Source organism: Paenibacillus sp. J31R98 (genome assembly GCF_056269245.1).
Genome location: NZ_JBWDNO010000002.1, coordinates 627,929 through 647,011 on the forward strand (window position 1 = coordinate 627,929; position 19,083 = coordinate 647,011).

Sequence of the window (19,083 nt, forward strand, 5' to 3'; positions counted from 1 at the left end):
TGCAGGCTCTGGTGCAAAGAAATTCCGTTATGTGCAAATCCTGCATATTGAACCAATGAACAGATTTATAGTAATACAGTTAGCACGTAAATTTCAAGAGGCTGTAGGCGATTTCCTAGGCAATTCCTAGGTTTTTTATCATTTTTACCGCTTTCAAGGGCGAAAAAAAGACACGCCGCATGGCGTGCCTTCCTTCTTTTACAAGATTATGGCAATCAAACCGCCAGATCCTTCGTTGATGATTCGGCCAAGAGTTTCCTGCAATTTGTAGCGCGCGTTGTCCGGCATCATCGCGATTTTGCCCTGGATGCCTTCCCTTACGATCGAATGAAGCGACCTTCCGAAGATATCGGACTCCCAAATCTTGATCGGGTCGTTCTCGAAATCTTGCATTAAGTACCGGACGAGCTCCTCGCTTTGCTTCTCGGTTCCGATAATCGGCGCAAACTCGGACTCGACATCGACTCGAATCATATGGATAGACGGCGCAGTCGCTTTCAGGCGGACGCCGAAGCGCGAGCCTTGGCGGATGAGCTCCGGTTCATCAAGCGCCATCTCCGCAAGCGTAGGCGCTGCTATGCCGTAGCCAGTCGTCTTGACCATCTCGAGCGCTTCCGCGAACCGGTCATACTCCCGTTTCGCGTGCGAGAACTCCTGCATCAGCTGGAGCAGATGGTCTTTGCCGCGAATCTCAACGCCGACGACTTCCATCAAGATTTGGTCATACAATTCATCCGGCGCATAGAGATCAATCTCAGCGACCCCTTGCCCCATGTTCATGCCGCTCAGGCCTGCGCGCGCGATAAATTCGTATTCCATAAACTGCGACACAACGCGATCGACATCGCGCAGACGACGAATGTCCTTCACCGTATCGCGTACGGAATTCTCGTAGTTGCTGCGCAGCCAGTGGTTATCGTTCAGCACCATAACCCAGCTCGGAAGGTTCACGTTCACTTCATGCACAGGGAACTCATAGAGCACCTCGCGCAGAACGGACATGACTTCTTCTTCACCCATCGTTGCTACGCTAAGCGTAATGACCGGAATGTCATATTTCGCTTGAAGCTCATTGCGCAGCTGCAATGCCTCTTCGCTCTTCGGACGTGTGGAATTGACGATGAGCACGAATGGCTTGCCGACTTCCTTCAGCTCGCCTATTACCCGCTCCTCGGCTTCGATGTACGAGCTGCGCGGAATTTCTGCAATCGTTCCGTCAGTCGTGACGACGACCCCAAGCGTCGAGTGCTCCTGGATGACTTTGCGCGTGCCGATCTCAGCCGCTTCCTGGAATGGAATCGGCTCTTCGAACCACGGCGTCGTAATCATCCGAGGACCGTTCTCATCCTCGTATCCTTTGGCGCCGACAACGGCATAACCGACACAGTCAACGAGCCTGATATTGACATCAAGCCCCTCTGCCACCCGAAGCTGCACCGCTTGGTTCGGTACGAATTTCGGTTCGGTCGTCATTATTGTTTTGCCTGCGGCGCTTTGCGGTAATTCATCAATCGCTCTTACCCGATCGGCATCGTTCGTGATGTTAGGCAGCACAACCGTCTCCATGAACCGCTTGATGAAGGTTGATTTGCCTGTGCGGACCGCACCGACGACGCCGAGGTAAATATCCCCGCCGGTTCGTTCGGCAATGTCCTTGAAAATGTCCACTTTCTCCACTGAATATCCCCTCCCAATCGTAATTCGCCTGTACATGGACGTACCGTACTGCTGCGTTGCCTCCTGCTGTTCGTCGTCAGGTTTCGCCGCTTGCTCGCTCGTCTTGCCAGCGACGCAACTCGTACATGATTTTGGACTAGTAATAGCTTATTGCGTCCTCTTCCTAATTATGACGAATGCAGCAATGAAATCTTATAGATTTCCATAAGCCTTAACGGTTCCGGCCTTCCAAGATTGAGATATATGAGAGAAAGACGAAAGCTATGCCTTAATCGAATAAAGTTTCACTGTGAACAGTGGGAACTTTATTGCGATGAATCGAAATAAGTTTCGCTGCACAGCAGTGAAATCTTATTTGCGAGTAATCGAATAAAGTTTCGCTGTGAACATTGGGAACTTTATTGCGATGAATCGAATAAAGTTTCGCTGCACAGCAGTCAATTCTTTTTACGAGCTAATAAAAAAACTCCTGCCGAGTTAGGCAGGAGCATCAGATTAGTACGTGATTCGGTTATTTGGAAGCGGCTTGCGGCTCCCCATTCACCAGGTGGTAAACCGTTGATTTCACTGGGACAAAATCGGAATTACTGACAAGAATCTCGCGCAAATCCTCATTGGCGGCAGGCTGCTGGCTAGCTTTAGCCATAGCCTGCATGATGTCCGGGCCGTAATCAAGATAGACCATGCCTTTGGCATCCATCATCGGCGTAAGCGTGCTGCCGGAGAACATGCTGCGCAGATCCGGTTCTTTCTCATCCAGAGTCTTAAAGTCAATCGTAGAGAAACCTGGATACAGTTCAGTGCTTGCAGGCAGCTTGCCGCTATGCGCATCGCTATACGCTTTAATAGAAGCTTGCAGGTCATTCATCTGTTGATAGACCACGAGATTCATAAGTTTAACGGTAGGATCGATATCCTCGTTAATGATCAAATAATAGTAGCTGCCGCCTTTCTCATAGGCGGAGTCCGGCACGCTCGACATATACCCCATCCGCTGCAGCTTATCGAAATCGATTTTAAACTTCTCATATATCGGCGTGCTGGCTTCACTATTCTGCATAGGGAGCAAACCCGTATCTTTCTGATATTGGTCTATAACGGCTTGTACATTCATTATTGCGTCTTTCGGCGGCTTCTGATACTGGCCCAGCTCATCCTTTGGATACAGACAGCCGGACAGCATGACAGCCATACATAGCACTACAATAGCTGCAGCCGCGCTTCGAGTCCCTCTCATGGTGTGTTTATCCCCCTAGCCTCACTTAATTACCACAATTCATCTTCTTCCGCTTGACGCATCATCTGTTTCCGGACTGCTGCACGCAGCGGATCTTCCGGCACTTCTACAACGGTACGGCCGAACACTCTGGCCTGACAAGCGAGCCTTGTTCCCGAACGGTCAAGTCCTGCGAGCTTATGACGCTCATTGTCATTTAGCGGTGACAGTCCGGAAGAGCTGTTCGGAGCTGTCACTTTGCACATCAGGCATGCGGCCTTGCCGTCGCATCTCGTGCGTATCGGCACACCTGCCCGTCTTGCGGCTTCCAGCACTGTCGTCCCTGCACGTACAGTTGCACTGCGCCCGGAAGGGAGAAACGTAATCGTCACGTTCAACGTAATCTCCTCGCTTCCATATTCGTACTTACCCTTTCACTTACTGGATAAGTCGCTCAACAATCGCTATCGTCCTAGCCGATAGCTGATTACTGGAGGCAATATCATGCACTGCCTCCGCATGCTGATCCGGCTCTCGCCGAATCTCTGAAACAATAAGCGCAACGCGGTCCTCGCGTCCTCTCAGCACGTTGAACCATAGCTCGTGTCCCAGAGGAACAATACCGAGCTGATAGTCGCCTGCCTGAATGACGCTTTGGCGCGCAGCTAACGTATCTCGAACTTCAACCTTATAACAGTCTTCACCCGCTGTGACGACGAAGCCGCCGACAAGCTCGACTTGTATACCTTCAATCAGGTAATGGCTGAGCACCGAACGATAGATCGGGCTCACAGATTGTTGCTGTTCATCGATGGCGTAAGGCAGCAGCGCCTGATGGAGAGCTGCCGCATCCGCATCATCTGCGTATAGATCCAGGTCTCTGGGAAGTTTCTCAAGCTCCATTCCCCGCAGCAGCAGCCCTGTACTGCCGCCGATTAGCCACTTGGCCTCGATTCCTTCGGCCGCTTCGGCTATCTTCATAAGCGCACGGATGAATGGTGCAGCTTCGTTCATAACGATAGGTCCCTCCTCAGAAATAAGGCCGGTTCACAGCAACGATCGTGCCAGCTCCAGGCTTAATGATCGCCTGACAGCTCAATCGATAGCCTTCCTCCAGCTCATGAGGCTCAAGACGGTCCCACTCTTCATCCGTCACTTCTTCCAGAAATTCTGCGCCAGCTTCAATCTGGCAGCGGCATCTGGCACAAGTGCCCCTTGTGCATGAAAATGCAAAATCTACATTGTGCTTGATAGCCATATCAAGCAATGACATCCCTGACTCCGCTTCTACTGTTGCAAGCTTCGTACGGCCTTTCAATTCCAACATGTTAGAACTCGTCCCTTCCACTCCATAACTAGTAAGATCAAAGCTGCAAATTAAGCGATGGAGAACAGGCCGAGTAACCCGCCAATCACTAGTAACAGAAAGGCGGTCATGGAGAGAACAGCCCGCAATATGCCTTTCGTCTTCAGCCTTGCCAGCGAAATCATAACCGCTGCAATCGCCATTAAACCGATGCCTACAAAGGACACCCACATCTTCATCATTGGATCCATAATGCTTTACGACCACCTTGTGCGCCAATTATTCATATTATTATACCACTTGTACGGTTTACTCAGCTACTTTTGCTGTAAATTACGGGCATGTGCGCAGAAGGCTGTTGTATAGAAAAAAGGACTCCCGCAAGCAAGCGAGCCCGGCAGATGCCTACGGCCACGCGCTTCATGCGAAAGTCACTACCATTACTTCTTGAGCAGCATAATCTTCATAAGCGTTTCGAGATTGCCCATATTCATGCCGCTCTTCTTGACGGCTCCGACGATATCATTAACCGTTTTTTCCGTCACAGGCACTTTCGCCATCGCGGAGACGCTCATGATGAGCTTCCGAAGCTCTTCTTCACTTTGCATGGTATCTTCAGTCACGCCGCTGGCAAGCTTCTTCACGGCGCCTTCTGTGACCGGTTTGCCTGTCTTCTTGTTGACAGCGTTCAGAACATCTTTGGAAAGATCCTTCTTACCGCTCACCTTTTATTCCCTCCTCCAAGTTTTTACAGCGTTAGGTAAAAACTCGCAATCGCTAGCCACCTGCAGCGAGGTGCTCCTAGCATAATATGAGGAAGGGATTGCAATGGTGTAGGCTATACGCCTGCCATGTCTTCTGTCTCGTGTGTACGGCCGCGGGCCATCAGCGACTCAACCGCGCTGCGAGGCGTCTTGTTCTGGAAGAGCACGGCGAACAGCTGCTCCGTAATCGGCATCTCGACGCCGTAGTGATGCGCCAGCTCACGCGCTGCGCTAGTCGTGCGCACGCCTTCAACGACCATGCCCATCTTGCTTAGCACCTCGTCAAGCGAGAGTCCTTCCGCAAGCATGGAGCCCGCACGCCAATTTCGGCTGTGCTTGCTCGTACAGGTAACGACAAGATCGCCTACACCAGCTAGACCGGCGAAAGTAAGCGGACTTGCGCCCATTGCCGTGCCGAGGCGGCTGATCTCCGCCAAGCCGCGCGTCAGCAGCGCCGCCTTCGCATTGTCGCCGAAGCCGAGTCCGTCAGTAAGCCCTGCGCCGAGCGCGATGATGTTCTTGATGGCGCCGGCTACTTCTACGCCGATGACATCCTTATTCGTGTATACGCGGAAGTGACGCGTAATAAACGCATCCTGCGCCTTCTCCGCCGTTTCAATGCTGGCTGATGCTACGACGACCGTTGTCGGCAGGCGTCTAACCACTTCCTCAGCATGGCTCGGACCGGACAGTACAACGAGCCGCTCCAGCGGTACTTGCAGCTCTTCTGCAAGCACTGTCGTCATCCGCTTGTATGTAACCGATTCGAAGCCCTTCGTGGCATGGATGATGATCGCGTCAGGCTCCAAGAATGGCTGTGCCAGTCTTGCGACATCGCGCATCGCTGCGGACGGAGCTGCGAAGAGAACTAGCTCTGCTCCCGTTACGGCTTGCTTCATATCTGTCGTAGCCGAAATGCCATCTGGCAGAATGGCATCGTTCAAATACCGGCTATTCGTATGGCGTGTATTGATCTCATCGGCTTGCGCCTCGCCCCGTGTCCACAGCGCAACGTCATACTGGTTATCCGCCAGAACTGTGGCTAGAGCCGTTCCCCAGCTGCCTGCAACGAGCACAGCTACTTTACGTTTCGTCGACATAGAGACCTCCTACCCTTTTCTAGCGCCAAGCTTGTTCTCTTTACCTTGCAGCAGCTTAACAATATTCGTCCGGTGACGAACGAATGCGAGAATGCATACAATCAAGCCTGCCCACACATAGGACAACGGTTTATCGCTGACGTTCCAAATAAAGATTGGCACGAGCAGAGCAAATATAAGCGATCCTAGCGAAACAAAGCGTGTAATCGCGATAATAATAATCGCAACGATACCGGCAATAAGCGTCGGGATAAAAGCAAGCGTAGCCATCGCGCCTACCGTAGTCGCAATGCCTTTGCCGCCCTTGAAGCCGAACCATACCGGCCAGTTATGCCCGAAGATTGCCGCCAGCCCGCACAGCACTGGTCCCCAATCGCCGCCAGCCATGTAAAGACCGAGCAGCACCGCAACGACGCCTTTTGCAATATCAAGCAAGAACACTGTGATGCCTGGACCTTTGCCCAACACGCGAAGAGTGTTCGTCGCCCCTGCGTTGCCACTGCCATGCTGGCGAATGTCGATTCCTTTGACCCATTTTGCAATTAATATGCTGAATGATAGCGAACCAACTAAATAACTAATGAGAATCGCAAGGACTGTAAACACGAATAATCGCCTCTTTCTTCATAAATGCAGCAAACTGGTGCCCCGTGAACGGGACACCAGAGACGGCCGCAGCAATAATTAATCTTCGTCTGATTTCTTTCTTGTAAAGATGCGGACAGGCGTGCCTTCAAACTGGAAGGCTGCGCGAATCTTATTCTCGAGATAACGCTCATACGAGAAATGCATCATGTCCGGATCATTGGCAAAGAGCACGAACGTTGGCGGCTTCACGGCGACTTGTGTCGCGTAATTGATCCGCAAGCGTCTGCCTTTGTCCGATGGCGGCGGATTGATTGCAATCGCATCCGAGACGACATCGTTCAAGACATGCGTCGGAATGCGCAGCGCATGCTGCTCCGACACGTGCTGTACGACTGGCAGAAGCTTATGCAAGCGCTGCTTCGTCTTCGCCGAAAGGAATACAACAGGCGCGTAAGTCATGAACAAGAAGTGATCTCGAATCGTCTTCTCGAAGTTCTGCATCGTCTTGTCATCCTTCTCGACGACATCCCACTTGTTCACGACGAAGACCGCCGCTTTGCCTGCTTCGTGTGCGTAGCCGGCAATGTGCTTGTCCTGTTCAATAATACCTTCCTCACCGCTGATGAGTACGAGTGCGACATCCGCACGCTCGATCGCCTTCAAGGCACGCATGACGCTGTACTTCTCCGTCGATTCGTACACTTTACCGCGCTTACGCATACCTGCTGTATCAATAAGCACGTATTTCTGTCCATCACGCTCGAATGGCGTATCGATCGCATCGCGAGTCGTACCCGCTACGTTGCTGACAATGACGCGCTCTTCGCCGAGCAGCGCATTGACGAGCGACGATTTGCCGACATTCGGCCGCCCGATTAAGGCAACGCGAATAACATCGTCTTCATACTCGTCTTCTACTTCCTCCGGCAACTTCTCAACAGCTGCGTCGAGCAGATCGCCGATGCCCATGCCATGTGCACCAGAGATCGCAACCGGATCACCGAAGCCGAGGTTATAGAATTCATAAATATCGTCACGGCGGTTCAAGTTATCTACCTTGTTCACCGCTACTACGATCGGTTTGCGCGAGCGGAGCAGCATCTGTGCGACTTCATCGTCCGCATTCGTCAGCCCTGCTTTCGCATCAACCATAAAAATAATTACGTCCGCTTCTTCAACGGCAAGCTCCGCTTGCATGCGGACAGACTTCATAATTTCGTCTTCGCCGTCGATTTCGATACCGCCGGTATCGACAATGCTGAACGCACGGCCGTTCCATTCGCCGGAACCGTACAGGCGATCGCGGGTAACGCCAGGTTTATCTTCAACGATCGCGAGGCGATCGCCGATTACACGATTAAATATCGTAGACTTCCCCACGTTTGGCCGCCCAACAATGGCAATAATGGGTTTAGACATAGTTTCACTCCTCAAATTCACTTGCCGACTATGATGATGAGACTTAAGTGGCAACAACAACCAATTTGTTTAGTAAAGATTGGGTACCTCAAATACTCACGCCTACCATCATAGCAAAAAACAGCGGGAATGGCTAACATTTCATGATTAGTGATGACTGACGAGGATGAAACACCCGTTCTTCAAATCGTGAACGGCCGCATCTAATATTTTCTCAAGAAGGAATGCCGTCTGTTCGCGTTTCTCTTCGTCAGGCTCAACAAAGATTGGAGCGCCGCCGGCCACCTTCTCATGCTCCAACGTAACAATCGCTACAATTTTACCCATTCTGCCGTTCTCCTTCCTGCTTGTTCACGCTAGCCTCCGTCGGCATCCGCACCGCTGATTCCAGAATCGGCACCTTCTCTACGACCGCTTTCGCTTTCGACGGATCCAGCTCATGAGGCAGCAGGAAGATGGCAAGACGGCCATCTCGCATATCGAGCTTCGCAAGAGGGACGAGCGCAGGCTCCCCGTCATCCCGATGAACGCCAAGTATTGTGCACAGATCGAATAGAATCGCTTGCCGCTGGCCGAGATTGCTTAGCGTCGCCTTCCCGTTCGGGTTGAACGGCTTCAGAATAATACCGAGGCCGCGCTCTGCGATCAACTGCTGATTCACTTTAAGCCCGACGTTCATAATGTAGATATCGCCGACGAGCAAGTCCGGTCCGTTGACAACGACTGGAGCGATCTCCGCTTTCGCAATATGTGAGACAGACTTGCCCGATTTCAACTTATTGACGAGGAGCAGCGAGAGGACCCCCATAATGAGACCAAATGGCAGCCCGAGCGACAACGAAGCTAAGCTCGTGAGTAGCGCAGATAGAATGACGAGATAGTTGCGACCTTCGAATACCATCGCAATGCCTTCGATATAGGTAGACCCGCGTGAAACAAGCTCCATGCTGTCGATCTTCGTGAGCGTCTCCCGCTCCATGTTGCGTACATCTCGGAATTGCTGCGCCGCCAGCGTCAAGAACGTAATCGCCGTGAAATCTTTCTTATACATCGCAGGAACAGCTACAGCGCCAAGTGCTGCAGCGATGACGCCGAGTGCGATATGAATGATACGCCCATGCGGATACGTCGGATATTGCCGGTAGTCCGTTCGCAACATCGAGAGTCGTGCAGTGATGCCAAATGCAACACCGAGCAGAATGCCAAACAACACATGATGCGGATGGCCTGCTTTCAAGTCGGCCCATAGATGGTTAAGGTCAAACATCGGTTATGCACTCCCTCCTCTTTCCTCGCGCCTCTCCAGCATACGGAGCGTTTTCTCCTTCAGCCACTGCTTGACATTACCCGTCAACCTCGCCGCACAGAGTGCAATGACAAGGCCATCCCACCACGTCGCGGTACCGATAACTAGCGGTTTTATTACCCCGATCGGGCTCAGCAGATTACTACCTTCTGAGAGGACTGCTGCGATTACGGCAAGTACGAATTGAGTTTTAAACCGGTCTGCGAGAAGGCCTGCGAACAAGCCGGCAAGAAGCGGTCCGTCCCAACGAGGATGCAAGGCGATAAACACAGGGTCAATACCATAGATATAACGCATCCACATCCACATAAATCCGGTCAATAGAGCAGAGAACAGCACAAAGAGCATCCCGCCGAAATTCCGCATCGCAAGCAGCAGCGATGCTGCCAATGTAACTGCTAAGAGCCCGCTGCCAGTAATGCTGACTTCGCCGCCGATTGGCAGCTGAACGTAATGCAGCAGCAGCGCGAATAAGATAAAGTACACGATAGCCCGGTGCGGAATCCCATCCGCTACATGCTCCTTCCAACCAGTCATGTACAAAATAACCGCCATCGATAGCAGCCAGAACGCAATAAATCCATCATTCACGATTGGTTTCACCTCATTGCCCTATTATGCGCTGCAAATGGTGAACCTAATCCAGCGCAGGGGCAATCAGGCAGCGCATCCGCACAATAAAAAAGAGCTGCCCCAAAGGGACAGCTCTTTCAATGAACTTGTAACGATTATTTCAATTTGCTCAGCTTATCGCCGAAACGTTCAGCAAGCGTGAAGCTCATGCTCTCGTTGCTAAGCGAAACGTTCGGGTTGTTCAGCTCGACTTTAGGCTGGCGAGGTGCGCGCTCGCCACGATCGCTGCGCTCTCTCTCAGGACGAGCAGCTTGCTCAGGCGCTTCCTCAGTTTCTTTAATGCTGAGGGAAACACGCTTCTCAGCAGGGTTGAAATCAAGGATCTTCGCTTTCACTTCTTGACCTTCTTTAACAACTTCGTTCGGAGTTGCTACATGACGGTGTGCAAGTTGCGAAATGTGAACCAAGCCTTCAACGCCAGGCGCGATCTCAACGAATACGCCGAAGCTCACGATACGGCGAACTGTACCTGTTACGATATCGCCGATGTTGAATTGGCCGCCGGATTGCTCCCAAGGACCTGGTTGCGCTGCTTTGATGCTCAGGCTGATCTTGCCGTTAGCCGGATCAACTTTAAGTACTTTCACACGAACGGATTGGCCTTCTGCTACAACATCCTTCGGATGTGCAACGTGCTGCCAGGACAGCTCGGATACGTGAACGAGGCCATCGATGCCGCCGATATCAACGAATGCGCCGAACGGAGTCAAGCGTTGTACCGTACCATCAAGCTCTTGGCCAATTTGCAGGCCGCCGATGATGCTTTGTTTATTTTGTTCAAATTCTGCATCAAGCACTTCTTTCGCAGAAAGGATTACTTTGTTGTTTTCTCTGTCGATTTCTTTCACTTTCACGCGAAGCGTGCGTCCTTTGTAATCGCTGAAATCTTCTACGAAATGACGCTCCACCATGGAAGCTGGAATGAATCCGCGTACGCCAACATCGGCAACAAGACCGCCTTTTACTACGTCAGCGACAGATACTTCGAATACTTCGCCGGAATCGAAGCGTGTTTGCAGAGAATCCCAAGCGCTCTCGCTATCGATTGCTTTCTTGGAAAGTACGAGCTTTTCTTTGCCGTCGTCAATGCTAACGACTTTCAGTTGTACTTCTTGGCCAACTTGAACAGCATCTGCTGCGTTGCCAAGCTGTACGGAGGAAAGCTCGCGGAGGGGAATAACGCCGTCATATTTATATCCAAGGCTAACGAACACTTGGTTATCTTCGATTTTGACGATCGTACCATTAACAGTGTCCCCTTTTTTCAAGGACACGAAATTGTCCATCGCTTCTTGGCTTTCCTGGTTAACGGATTCTTGAACTTTTGTTTCTTCTGACATCGAAATTACCTCCTCAATTCATACCCCAACTTTATTTAAACGTGCGGCCTCAGAATGAATCACACCTTGCAGGCGCACAGTCTAAAACGCTAATAAAACTTCTTCGCTATCTTTGTCTTACCCTTCCTTCACCATCAAGCGAATTCTCGCCATGATCGTGTCGGTTACTCGTTCAAGCACATCAGATGAAGAATCATGAATAAAGGCCGTCATATCAATAGGCTTGCCATACTTAATGCGCATCTTACGGAATAAACGATAGCGACCGATAATGGCCACCGGGATTACGACAGCACCGCTTCGGAGCGCGATCATCGCGGCCCCTTTCTTGCCTGCACTGTTGTCGCCCGCGCTTCTTGTTCCTTCGGGGAAGATGCCCATCACATTGCCTTCCTTCAGAAGCGTGATCGCATTTCGGATAGCATCTTTGCTGACACCGCCCCGTTTGACCGGAAAGGCGCCAAGCGTTCTGATGAACTTGCCGAACAGCGGGACTTCGAAGAGCTCCGCCTTGGCCATATAGTGCACCTTGCGGTTCACTTTCGTGCCGACGGTTGGCGGATCAAGCAGACTGATATGATTGGAACAAAGAACGACTGGCCCTTCGGCAGGAATGTTCTCCAGCCCCGTCGCTTCAAATCTGAAACAGACGGCGTAGATGATGCGAAGCAGGCCTCGGCAGATGTTGTATATCATAGTTTACTTCGCCTCCACCGTTTTGGTTCGGCATAAGTCTAGAATAACTGTGACAACTTGGTCGATGGATAGCTCCGTACTGTCAACAACTACAGCATCCTTCGCGCAGGTTAGCGGAGATAGCTCTCTGCTCTCATCGCTCCGGTCTCGCTCGGCGATCTCCTTCTCCAATTGTTCAAGCGGTACAACTTCACTTCCGCTTAACTCTTGGAATCGGCGAAGCGCTCTTACTTGAACGCTGGCGATAAGAAACACCTTCACTTCCGCATTAGGGAGCACGTGTGAACCGATATCCCGTCCATCCATTACAATGCCCTTCAATGCTGCAAGCTGCCGCTGCATCTCAACGAGTTTAAATCGAACCGCTTCATGAGATGCAATCTCGGAGACTTGCAAGGTCACTTCCCGAGATCTGATCGCAGTCGTAATATCCTCGCCGTTCAAACGTACAAGCTGTCCGTCTGGCCCTGGCTCGAGCGCAATCTCAATTGTTGTCATGAGCTCTGACAGCCTTGCCGCGTCACTAGCCGGAATGCCGGCCTGGTTCGCAGCATATGCGACTGCCCTGTACATCGCGCCTGTATCTATGTAAACATATTCGAGTTGCTGCGCGACTTTCCGGGCGACGGTGCTCTTGCCTGCGCCTGCAGGACCGTCGATCGCCACATTAATGCGGCTGCTCAAGTTTCCCCCATCCATGCCCAACTTCTGTTAGCCTCCTTGACTGCTACCTTGCGCTAATCGCCATTAAAAAAGCAGGCTCTGCCTGCGATAGTGAAAATTATACCACAGCGCAAACCCAAGTGCAAAGAACGAGATGCTTGCTAGAAGGGGGTTCCCTCCAGCCGATCGACGCCCGTTACCCATAATCGAACCGCAGGAATTTGCAGTGCGAGCTGGCTTATGAGGATTGCGGCAAGCAGCATAATAATAATTAATTTAAGTACTTTCGTTACGTTATCTGTAATGCTCTCATACTGCCGCTGGGATCGGTAACTCATGAAAAAATAGCCTCCTCATCATTGAAGCGCTGCTTCTCGAGATTAAGGCTAGCTTTTCCACGCGTGGCAATCCTTATGCACTTTAGTTCTTGTACTATTTATGTACTATCTCTTGCGGAAATCCAGCTGTCGTTCGAAGCAATATCGAATGATGCGCTGTCTCTCGCTATCATTGATTTGCGAGAATTTCGCCATGACCTGATTCTTGCCACTCTCGAGCGGTTTGACGCGGACAACTTCCGCTTTGAACTGCGAATGATCAATCGAGCCGTTCCGGTAAGGCACAAGCAGCCAGCAATCCAGCTCCATCCCTTGCTTCACCGGCCACTTCCCATCAATGAGGAACGAAATCCCGCCGCCGCCAACATCGTCGGTCATTCCAAGAATACGGATCTGATTCGCCATCTTGACCGCGATTTCCAGATCAGCTGCAACTCGCAGGAAGTTTCGTCGCTGCACCTTCGTAATGGATTCGGCTTCCGGCTTGCGAATGCGAATCATCCTGACGCCATCTTCCTTAAAGCCTAGTACGTGGCTGTTAAAATAGTTCTTAACGCCTTCTTCGGTGACGAAGTAAGCGGATATTTCATCCCCAAGGAATAATCGTTTCAATCGTCCCGTCTTCTCCAAGATCGGTACTTCAATAAGTAATTCTTCTCCGTCAACATCAGCAATTCTGGACTTATACTCAACGGCAGCTTCCTCTTCATCGGAAGAAGCGACATGCAAGAATAGAAACTGGTTAATCTTAGGTAGCATCTTGGCTTCCCCCCTCCAATAGTTCGATTATAGCATAGGCTGTCGAAAATTGGGGAAGAGCCTCAAAATAAAGAAAGACGCGCATCCTTGCAGGAGCGCGCCTTTTGTCCTATATTTCGTTACTCCGGCATTTGCTCGATGGACTCCTCAACGCCGGTTTCCGCATTCACATAAATTTTGTACAATACGCGGTTGATATTGCCTACAAATTCATAGCAAAGCACTTCTTCGCCCAGATCATTATCAATTAACGCCATTTGCTCCTTCTTCACTTTGAACTCCGGATTCAGCACAGCGCGAGCTTCTGCGCTCATCAGCTTCGGCTTCGGCAAATTGCGCTTATGATGCTCGTAAACATAATCTGCAGCCTGCAGGCCAACCGCTTCGCCGTTGTCGAGCGCGATCTTGACCGTCAGCTTCTCCGGATAGATCAGCACGCCATTCTGATTCGTCACGCATGTGAACACCGCAGTAGAGTCATTCTTATCATACGTGATAGCTTTCATCTTCGGATATCCGTGTCTCGCTAGGAAATCAGCAGCCTTCTGCTTCGCTGTTTCAATCGAAACAATCGCTTTTCTAATATTGCGCGGATTCTCGTACCAGATCAGCTGTGCGCCGCGCTGAGTATAGTCAAGCTCTATCGGATTGTCTGCGCCGTTCTCTTTGTATGTAGCCGAATACGACTCATATTCCGTTCCTTTGCCATTCTCTACGACGCGTATGCCCTTCGGATCGTCCAGCTTCAGGAACTTCGCGGCAAGCCGTTTAATATCCTCAGGCGTATTCTTCTTGCCTGCAAGCATCTTCACCGTACGTTTCTCGTACATGCTGGCAACCGAAGGCCCCCAATTGATCTCCGGATATTCGCTTACTTTCTTATCCACAGTCTTGAAGCCATCGATAATCGTATTGTCCAGCGTTGATTTCTCAGTAGCAAGCGCAATCTCAACGTCCATCCAGCGCAGGTTGTTCGCGATAACTTTATCCTGCACGCCGTACAGCGATTTGGAGATGTCATCCGAGTCTTGGTATAACGTCTTTAGTGTCTTGAACTCAGCAGGAGACAGCGGAGTCTTACTAAGATCCCGCACTGACGTTTTATACGAGAAATTGGCGATTTTCGACAAAAACTCTTCCGTCTTGCTGAACGGCAACAGCGTAAGCGGCAGCTGGTTAATCTCGTTCTGAGCCTCGCTCGTCAGCCGCCATACATTCACAAGTCCTTTCCGGTGGAACGCTTGCGAGGTGCTGTTGACTGCCAGTGTGTTGCCAAGCTCCCTATGCAGCTGATCAACATGGTACGATAGATCATGAAATGCCCGCTGGTACTGGTTCTCCGCTTTAATCAAGATGGAGTTCTTCTCTTGGTGCTCTTGATAGCCCCAATAGATCGAACCGATGAAGAATAGCGTCATCACCGGAAAAAGCACAGCGCTCAATCGACGATACATATGGCAAAAGCTCCTTTCGTGTGCAAAACCTGGTGTTAGTTTGGTTTGCCGAAAGGAGCTTTATTCATGTTTGGGAAACATATCCTCTTCGTGGCTTGCGCCAGCTATAATGCGACCTCTTCCACGTCAAAATCATGGATGTTGTTGCATAGACACTGCTTGAAGCCAGTATCTATCTTGTCTTTCTCTCTGCGGCCGCGAAGCACGAACTTCTCTCCGCACAGATTGCACCGAATCGCCACTTTGACACGAGCCGAAATCATGGATACCTCCTGGGACATTTACGCTTTTTCCCTTATTATGGACGGAAATCCTAAAGCTTAATCTCTTCTTCGTGCCCGAGCATCCGAAACGGCGAGCCGGCGTTAGCCCGGTTCATCTTGCGAACGCCTTTAATCCATAGATAAATCATGAGCGGTACGATGAACCATACCCAATACGTCGTTCCTGAGCCCATAATCCAGTCATAGATGCCATGCTCCAGGAGCGGCACCGCAGCCGCAAAGATCAGGAATTGCAGCACCTTCGACTTCTCCACGAATTTCGCTTTGCCCAAATAGTAGCCCATCGTTACGCCAAACAAAGCATGCCCCGACACTGGTAACAGCGCGCGAATGATGAGCGAGCCGACTGTAGCTGGTTGGAACACCGCATAAAGGACATTCTCAACCGTCGCGAAGCCAAGCGAAATCGCTACGGCATAGACGATGCCATCGTAAGGTTCGTCAAATTCGGTATGATTAAAAATAATATGGTACAGCACGAACCATTTAACCAGCTCTTCCACGCCAGCCGAGATGCCGAACGAGAACAGGAACGAGCTGTCGCCAAGCCACAGCACGAGCCCTCTCTGCAGCACCATAATCGGCAGGACGATAAGGACGCCTAGCAGAAATACCCGAATAACCATATGAATCGGTTCCGCATCATAGCGATCCTTCAAGTAAAAATACGTAAGCAGCGAAATGCCCGGCGCAACCGCAGCCGTTAAAATGGAGAAGAGCAGCATAGATAGATTCACCTTCCGACGTAAAAACTTCTCGCGCAAACAGCATCCTGCTTATGAAGCAGCAAGCGGCGCGCGTCAGGATGTGTTATACCCAGCCGCGCAGCCGGACGGCTTCCGCCATTTTGCGCACGCCTACCATGTAGGCGGCAAGCCGCATATCCACTTTCTTCAGCATATGCAGCTCATATACACTATTAAAGCCACGGATCATCATGTCGCGCAGCTTGGAATCCACTTCAGCTTCAGACCAATAGTAGCCTTGATTGTTCTGTACCCACTCGAAATACGATACAATAACTCCGCCTGCGCTAGCAAGCACATCCGGCACGAGCAGGATGCCTCGTTCGGTAACGATGCGAGTCGCTTCGAGTGTCGTTGGGCCATTCGCAGCCTCAACTATGATTTTAGCACGAATTCGGTCCGCGTTGTCTGCCGTTATTTGGTTCTCGATCGCAGCAGGCACGAGCACGTCGCAATCGAGCGTCAGCAGCTCGTCATTTGAGATCGTATTCTTAAACAGATTCGTAATGGTCCCGAACGAATCGCGGCGATCCATCAAATCTTCAACATCGAGTCCTTGCTCATTATACAACGCGCCGTTCACATCGGAAATACCTATTACCTTGGCGCCTGCGTCATACATGAATTTAGCGAGATAGCTGCCGGCATTGCCAAAGCCTTGAATGACAATCCGCGAGCCTGGGAGCGGAATGCCCTTCTTCGCCATCGCTTCGTCAATCATAATGGCAACGCCCCTCGCTGTTGCGCTCTCGCGCCCCAAAGAACCGCCAAGCACGAGCGGCTTGCCGGTAATAAAGCCAGGCGAGTCAAATTCGCGGATCCGGCTGTACTCATCCATCATCCACGCCATAATCTGCGAGTTCGTCATTACGTCCGGCGCCGGAATATCCTTCGTCGGTCCTACGATTTGGCTAATCGCTCTAACGTAGCCGCGGCTTAGGCGTTCGAGCTCCCGGAAGGACATTTTGCGCGGATCACAAATAATGCCGCCTTTCCCGCCGCCATAGGGCAAATCGGCAATGCCGCACTTGATGCTCATCCAGATGGATAGCGCCTTCACTTCTATCTCATCGACATCCGGATGGAACCGGACGCCGCCTTTGGTCGGTCCGACCGAATCGTTATGCTGAGCCCGGTAGCCGACGAACACGCGCGTCTTGCCGTCGTCCATTCGTACCGGTATCCGCACCGTCATCAAGCGCATCGGCTCTTTCAATAACGCAATCATATCATCGCCATACCCAAGCTTGCGAAGCGCATCTTCAATGACCGTTTGCGTCGAGGTCAATACATTGCTATTCTCCATTCCATTCACAGGAATGTTCACCACCTTTTCCTTTGTAATATGAACGGCAAAAGGACAGGCTATGCGGTGACAGAATCAGACAAAAAAAGAGCACATAACAAACAAAAGCATCAGACCTACGGAAAAAACCGCAATCTGATGCTTTCATCGCATGGACTTGATTAGAAATGAGTGCAAATTTCGAGAACGGCTTTAGCAGGGACAATCACTTTACCGTATTCTTCAAGAACAGCGGTCGTAATTGACGTTGCCTCCCCGTACTCGGCTAGCAGCGCAATAATCGCATGGTAGCGCGGCAGCTCAAATCCAACTGGTTCGAAGGCAAGCATATATTTACCGTTGTAGGCGTATAGACGTCCATCTTCGATCAGCTCCGCAGCCTTCAGCTGCTTGCAGACCGAGATGACATCCTCGATGTCCCGAAACGCGTAAAGAACGATGTCGCTTTGTTCAAGCGTTACTTCCATCTCGTATACGTCTTCATCGTTCTCATCTTCATGGATGTGATCATCGTTCTTCCCGTTCACTTTGCCACGTGTCACGATGACGACCATTCCTTGAGCAGGCAGTGCGAACACTTCGACAGCAAGTGGTCCGCTGGCATCGAAACCGAGCTCACTGTAGGCTTGATCCATCATTTCACTGAATAGCTCGTGCACCTTCGGAATTTCGCGCCACATGTCTTCCTTCTGGATCCCCCGCTCCAGCAAGTCGTCGAACGTCAGGAATATACGTATTTTGTCTTGATTGAGCCGTTCGATTTTCATGATAGGATCCTCCTTTTCGAAAAGCATCTGCTTCGTTCTCGGAGCAAAAACTGTCTTCGAAAGCACACTGAACGCGAACGCGTATCTGTTATACACAGCGTATGAAGCAGCAGCTGTTTGAGTGATAAAATTGTGCTATGTAACTATGTTAGCATGTCTGTGGGTGGAATTCTACTCGCGGGCACAAAAAAAGAATCGCTGCCTTGTCAATTGTTTATACGCAATTGAAAGGCAAAACGATTCTCTTCACAGCACTTTATTTGAAATTTTTTTAATGAGGCTTAGCTGCTTCCGCTTTAATCTCATCGACTTGCTGCTTTACGCCTGGATCGCTATTTAGCAGCATCTCGATCTGGCTCCATGAATCCTTACCAGAACCGCTGCCTGCGGAGCCGCCTGTATGCTTTGGGACAGCATGCGACGCCTCTTGCGCAAACTGCCGGCTCATCATTGCTCCCATTGCTTTGCGCGTCACTCCGCGCGACATTCCACTAAACGCAGTACCTGCAGCGCTGCTTGCCCATGCGAACATACCGGGACGCTTTCTTGCCACATAAGCCGCGGCCGCCATACCAGCAAGACCTCCAATAAGAAAACCGGTTAATCTCACTCGTCAAACCTCCTTATGCTTGTGCTGCTGTAAGGCTCGCGTATAGCTTGCCCGGGGCAGGAACGTTCATTCCTGCACAAATAAAGGAAGTAGTAAAGTTCGTCGCAAAAT

At 50.9% G+C, this 19,083-nt stretch carries 24 protein-coding genes; all 24 read right to left on the bottom strand.

From position 1 onward, the window contains the following. Positions 1-198: 198 nt before the first annotated feature. The 24 genes from spoIVA to AC0YNX_RS11520 all read right to left on the bottom strand — a co-directional run bounded on the left by spoIVA (position 199) and on the right by AC0YNX_RS11520 (position 18,972). Complete coding sequence (gene spoIVA, locus AC0YNX_RS11405; protein WP_475815797.1) at positions 199-1,677, bottom strand: stage IV sporulation protein A; 1,479 nt, start codon at positions 1,675-1,677, stop codon at positions 199-201. 511 nt (positions 1,678-2,188) lie between these two features. Beyond that, positions 2,189-2,914, bottom strand: a complete 726-nt coding sequence (locus tag AC0YNX_RS11410; protein ID WP_475815798.1) for a hypothetical protein — start codon at positions 2,912-2,914, stop codon at positions 2,189-2,191. A 29-nt stretch (positions 2,915-2,943) separates the two neighbouring features. Then, the gene (locus AC0YNX_RS11415; RefSeq protein WP_178075105.1) at positions 2,944-3,291 is read right to left on the bottom strand and encodes a 2Fe-2S iron-sulfur cluster-binding protein; all 348 of its coding nucleotides are present in this window, start codon (positions 3,289-3,291) and stop codon (positions 2,944-2,946) included. 40 nt (positions 3,292-3,331) lie between these two features. After that, on the bottom strand, positions 3,332-3,907 hold the full coding sequence (locus AC0YNX_RS11420) for a nucleotidyltransferase domain-containing protein (protein WP_475815799.1): 576 nt from the start codon (positions 3,905-3,907) through the stop codon (positions 3,332-3,334). Between the two features lie 16 nt (positions 3,908-3,923). Then, positions 3,924-4,220: a 2Fe-2S iron-sulfur cluster-binding protein gene (locus AC0YNX_RS11425; protein ID WP_475815800.1), complete on the bottom strand. Its 297-nt coding sequence runs from the start codon at positions 4,218-4,220 to the stop codon at positions 3,924-3,926. Between the two features lie 50 nt (positions 4,221-4,270). After that, complete coding sequence (locus AC0YNX_RS11430) at positions 4,271-4,450, bottom strand: DUF2768 family protein (protein WP_475815801.1); 180 nt, start codon at positions 4,448-4,450, stop codon at positions 4,271-4,273. Positions 4,451-4,639: 189 nt separating this feature from the next. Continuing rightward, positions 4,640-4,924: a stage VI sporulation protein F gene (locus AC0YNX_RS11435; protein ID WP_475815802.1), complete on the bottom strand. Its 285-nt coding sequence runs from the start codon at positions 4,922-4,924 to the stop codon at positions 4,640-4,642. 113 nt (positions 4,925-5,037) lie between these two features. Further along, positions 5,038-6,063, bottom strand: a complete 1,026-nt coding sequence (locus AC0YNX_RS11440; RefSeq protein ID WP_475815803.1) for an NAD(P)H-dependent glycerol-3-phosphate dehydrogenase — start codon at positions 6,061-6,063, stop codon at positions 5,038-5,040. Between the two features lie 9 nt (positions 6,064-6,072). Continuing rightward, on the bottom strand, positions 6,073-6,669 hold the full coding sequence (gene plsY / locus AC0YNX_RS11445) for a glycerol-3-phosphate 1-O-acyltransferase PlsY (RefSeq protein ID WP_475815804.1): 597 nt from the start codon (positions 6,667-6,669) through the stop codon (positions 6,073-6,075). A 78-nt stretch (positions 6,670-6,747) separates the two neighbouring features. Beyond that, entirely contained in the window at positions 6,748-8,070 is a 1,323-nt protein-coding gene (gene der, locus AC0YNX_RS11450) for a ribosome biogenesis GTPase Der (protein ID WP_475815805.1), read from the bottom strand. Between the two features lie 147 nt (positions 8,071-8,217). After that, positions 8,218-8,397 carry a capping complex subunit for YIEGIA gene (locus tag AC0YNX_RS11455; RefSeq protein ID WP_475815806.1) on the bottom strand — a complete coding sequence of 60 codons (180 nt, stop codon included), beginning with the start codon at positions 8,395-8,397 and terminating at the stop codon, positions 8,218-8,220. Then, positions 8,390-9,337 (bottom strand): YIEGIA family protein, encoded by a 948-nt coding sequence (locus AC0YNX_RS11460; protein ID WP_475815807.1) that lies wholly within the window; start codon positions 9,335-9,337, stop codon positions 8,390-8,392. The genes AC0YNX_RS11455 and AC0YNX_RS11460 overlap by 8 nt, the downstream gene beginning before the upstream one ends. A gap of 3 nt (positions 9,338-9,340) precedes the next feature. Next, complete coding sequence (locus AC0YNX_RS11465; protein ID WP_475815808.1) at positions 9,341-9,967, bottom strand: YphA family membrane protein; 627 nt, start codon at positions 9,965-9,967, stop codon at positions 9,341-9,343. Between the two features lie 137 nt (positions 9,968-10,104). Beyond that, positions 10,105-11,349 carry a 30S ribosomal protein S1 gene (gene rpsA, locus AC0YNX_RS11470; protein WP_475815809.1) on the bottom strand — a complete coding sequence of 415 codons (1,245 nt, stop codon included), beginning with the start codon at positions 11,347-11,349 and terminating at the stop codon, positions 10,105-10,107. A 117-nt stretch (positions 11,350-11,466) separates the two neighbouring features. Next, positions 11,467-12,045 (bottom strand): lysophospholipid acyltransferase family protein, encoded by a 579-nt coding sequence (locus AC0YNX_RS11475; protein WP_475815810.1) that lies wholly within the window; start codon positions 12,043-12,045, stop codon positions 11,467-11,469. A gap of 3 nt (positions 12,046-12,048) precedes the next feature. Beyond that, positions 12,049-12,744, bottom strand: coding sequence for a (d)CMP kinase (cmk, locus tag AC0YNX_RS11480; RefSeq protein WP_475816229.1), 696 nt, complete (start codon positions 12,742-12,744; stop codon positions 12,049-12,051). A 125-nt stretch (positions 12,745-12,869) separates the two neighbouring features. Next, positions 12,870-13,046 (bottom strand): hypothetical protein, encoded by a 177-nt coding sequence (locus AC0YNX_RS11485; RefSeq protein WP_475815811.1) that lies wholly within the window; start codon positions 13,044-13,046, stop codon positions 12,870-12,872. Positions 13,047-13,151: 105 nt separating this feature from the next. Next, positions 13,152-13,805 carry a flagellar brake protein gene (locus AC0YNX_RS11490; protein WP_475815812.1) on the bottom strand — a complete coding sequence of 218 codons (654 nt, stop codon included), beginning with the start codon at positions 13,803-13,805 and terminating at the stop codon, positions 13,152-13,154. A 119-nt stretch (positions 13,806-13,924) separates the two neighbouring features. Further along, positions 13,925-15,259: a germination protein YpeB gene (gene ypeB, locus AC0YNX_RS11495; protein WP_475815813.1), complete on the bottom strand. Its 1,335-nt coding sequence runs from the start codon at positions 15,257-15,259 to the stop codon at positions 13,925-13,927. 104 nt (positions 15,260-15,363) lie between these two features. Then, on the bottom strand, positions 15,364-15,522 hold the full coding sequence (locus tag AC0YNX_RS11500; RefSeq protein ID WP_177182557.1) for a hypothetical protein: 159 nt from the start codon (positions 15,520-15,522) through the stop codon (positions 15,364-15,366). A gap of 50 nt (positions 15,523-15,572) precedes the next feature. Then, positions 15,573-16,268, bottom strand: coding sequence for a glutamic-type intramembrane protease PrsW (gene prsW / locus AC0YNX_RS11505; RefSeq protein WP_475816230.1), 696 nt, complete (start codon positions 16,266-16,268; stop codon positions 15,573-15,575). 85 nt (positions 16,269-16,353) lie between these two features. After that, complete coding sequence (locus tag AC0YNX_RS11510) at positions 16,354-17,595, bottom strand: Glu/Leu/Phe/Val family dehydrogenase (RefSeq protein ID WP_475815814.1); 1,242 nt, start codon at positions 17,593-17,595, stop codon at positions 16,354-16,356. Between the two features lie 161 nt (positions 17,596-17,756). Further along, a complete protein-coding gene (locus AC0YNX_RS11515) occupies positions 17,757-18,362 on the bottom strand; it encodes a genetic competence negative regulator (protein WP_475815815.1) in 606 nt (201 codons plus the stop codon). A 271-nt stretch (positions 18,363-18,633) separates the two neighbouring features. Next, entirely contained in the window at positions 18,634-18,972 is a 339-nt protein-coding gene (locus tag AC0YNX_RS11520; RefSeq protein WP_475815816.1) for a hypothetical protein, read from the bottom strand. Between the last annotated feature and the right edge of the window lie 111 nt (positions 18,973-19,083).

Coding starts and splice junctions, on each gene's coding strand:
- AC0YNX_RS11410 (WP_475815798.1), bottom strand. CDS start 2,914: ATGAGAGGGACTCGAAGCGCGGCTGCAGCTATTGTAGTGCTATGTATG.
- AC0YNX_RS11420 (WP_475815799.1), bottom strand. CDS start 3,907: ATGAACGAAGCTGCACCATTCATCCGTGCGCTTATGAAGATAGCCGAA.
- AC0YNX_RS11425 (WP_475815800.1), bottom strand. CDS start 4,220: ATGTTGGAATTGAAAGGCCGTACGAAGCTTGCAACAGTAGAAGCGGAG.
- AC0YNX_RS11430 (WP_475815801.1), bottom strand. CDS start 4,450: ATGGATCCAATGATGAAGATGTGGGTGTCCTTTGTAGGCATCGGTTTA.
- AC0YNX_RS11440 (WP_475815803.1), bottom strand. CDS start 6,063: ATGTCGACGAAACGTAAAGTAGCTGTGCTCGTTGCAGGCAGCTGGGGA.
- der (WP_475815805.1), bottom strand. CDS start 8,070: ATGTCTAAACCCATTATTGCCATTGTTGGGCGGCCAAACGTGGGGAAG.
- AC0YNX_RS11455 (WP_475815806.1), bottom strand. CDS start 8,397: ATGGGTAAAATTGTAGCGATTGTTACGTTGGAGCATGAGAAGGTGGCC.
- AC0YNX_RS11460 (WP_475815807.1), bottom strand. CDS start 9,337: ATGTTTGACCTTAACCATCTATGGGCCGACTTGAAAGCAGGCCATCCG.
- rpsA (WP_475815809.1), bottom strand. CDS start 11,349: ATGTCAGAAGAAACAAAAGTTCAAGAATCCGTTAACCAGGAAAGCCAA.
- AC0YNX_RS11475 (WP_475815810.1), bottom strand. CDS start 12,045: ATGATATACAACATCTGCCGAGGCCTGCTTCGCATCATCTACGCCGTC.
- cmk (WP_475816229.1), bottom strand. CDS start 12,744: ATGGATGGGGGAAACTTGAGCAGCCGCATTAATGTGGCGATCGACGGT.
- AC0YNX_RS11485 (WP_475815811.1), bottom strand. CDS start 13,046: ATGAGTTACCGATCCCAGCGGCAGTATGAGAGCATTACAGATAACGTA.
- AC0YNX_RS11490 (WP_475815812.1), bottom strand. CDS start 13,805: ATGCTACCTAAGATTAACCAGTTTCTATTCTTGCATGTCGCTTCTTCC.
- ypeB (WP_475815813.1), bottom strand. CDS start 15,259: ATGTATCGTCGATTGAGCGCTGTGCTTTTTCCGGTGATGACGCTATTC.
- AC0YNX_RS11500 (WP_177182557.1), bottom strand. CDS start 15,522: ATGATTTCGGCTCGTGTCAAAGTGGCGATTCGGTGCAATCTGTGCGGA.
- prsW (WP_475816230.1), bottom strand. CDS start 16,268: ATGCTGCTCTTCTCCATTTTAACGGCTGCGGTTGCGCCGGGCATTTCG.
- AC0YNX_RS11510 (WP_475815814.1), bottom strand. CDS start 17,595: ATGGAGAATAGCAATGTATTGACCTCGACGCAAACGGTCATTGAAGAT.
- AC0YNX_RS11515 (WP_475815815.1), bottom strand. CDS start 18,362: ATGAAAATCGAACGGCTCAATCAAGACAAAATACGTATATTCCTGACG.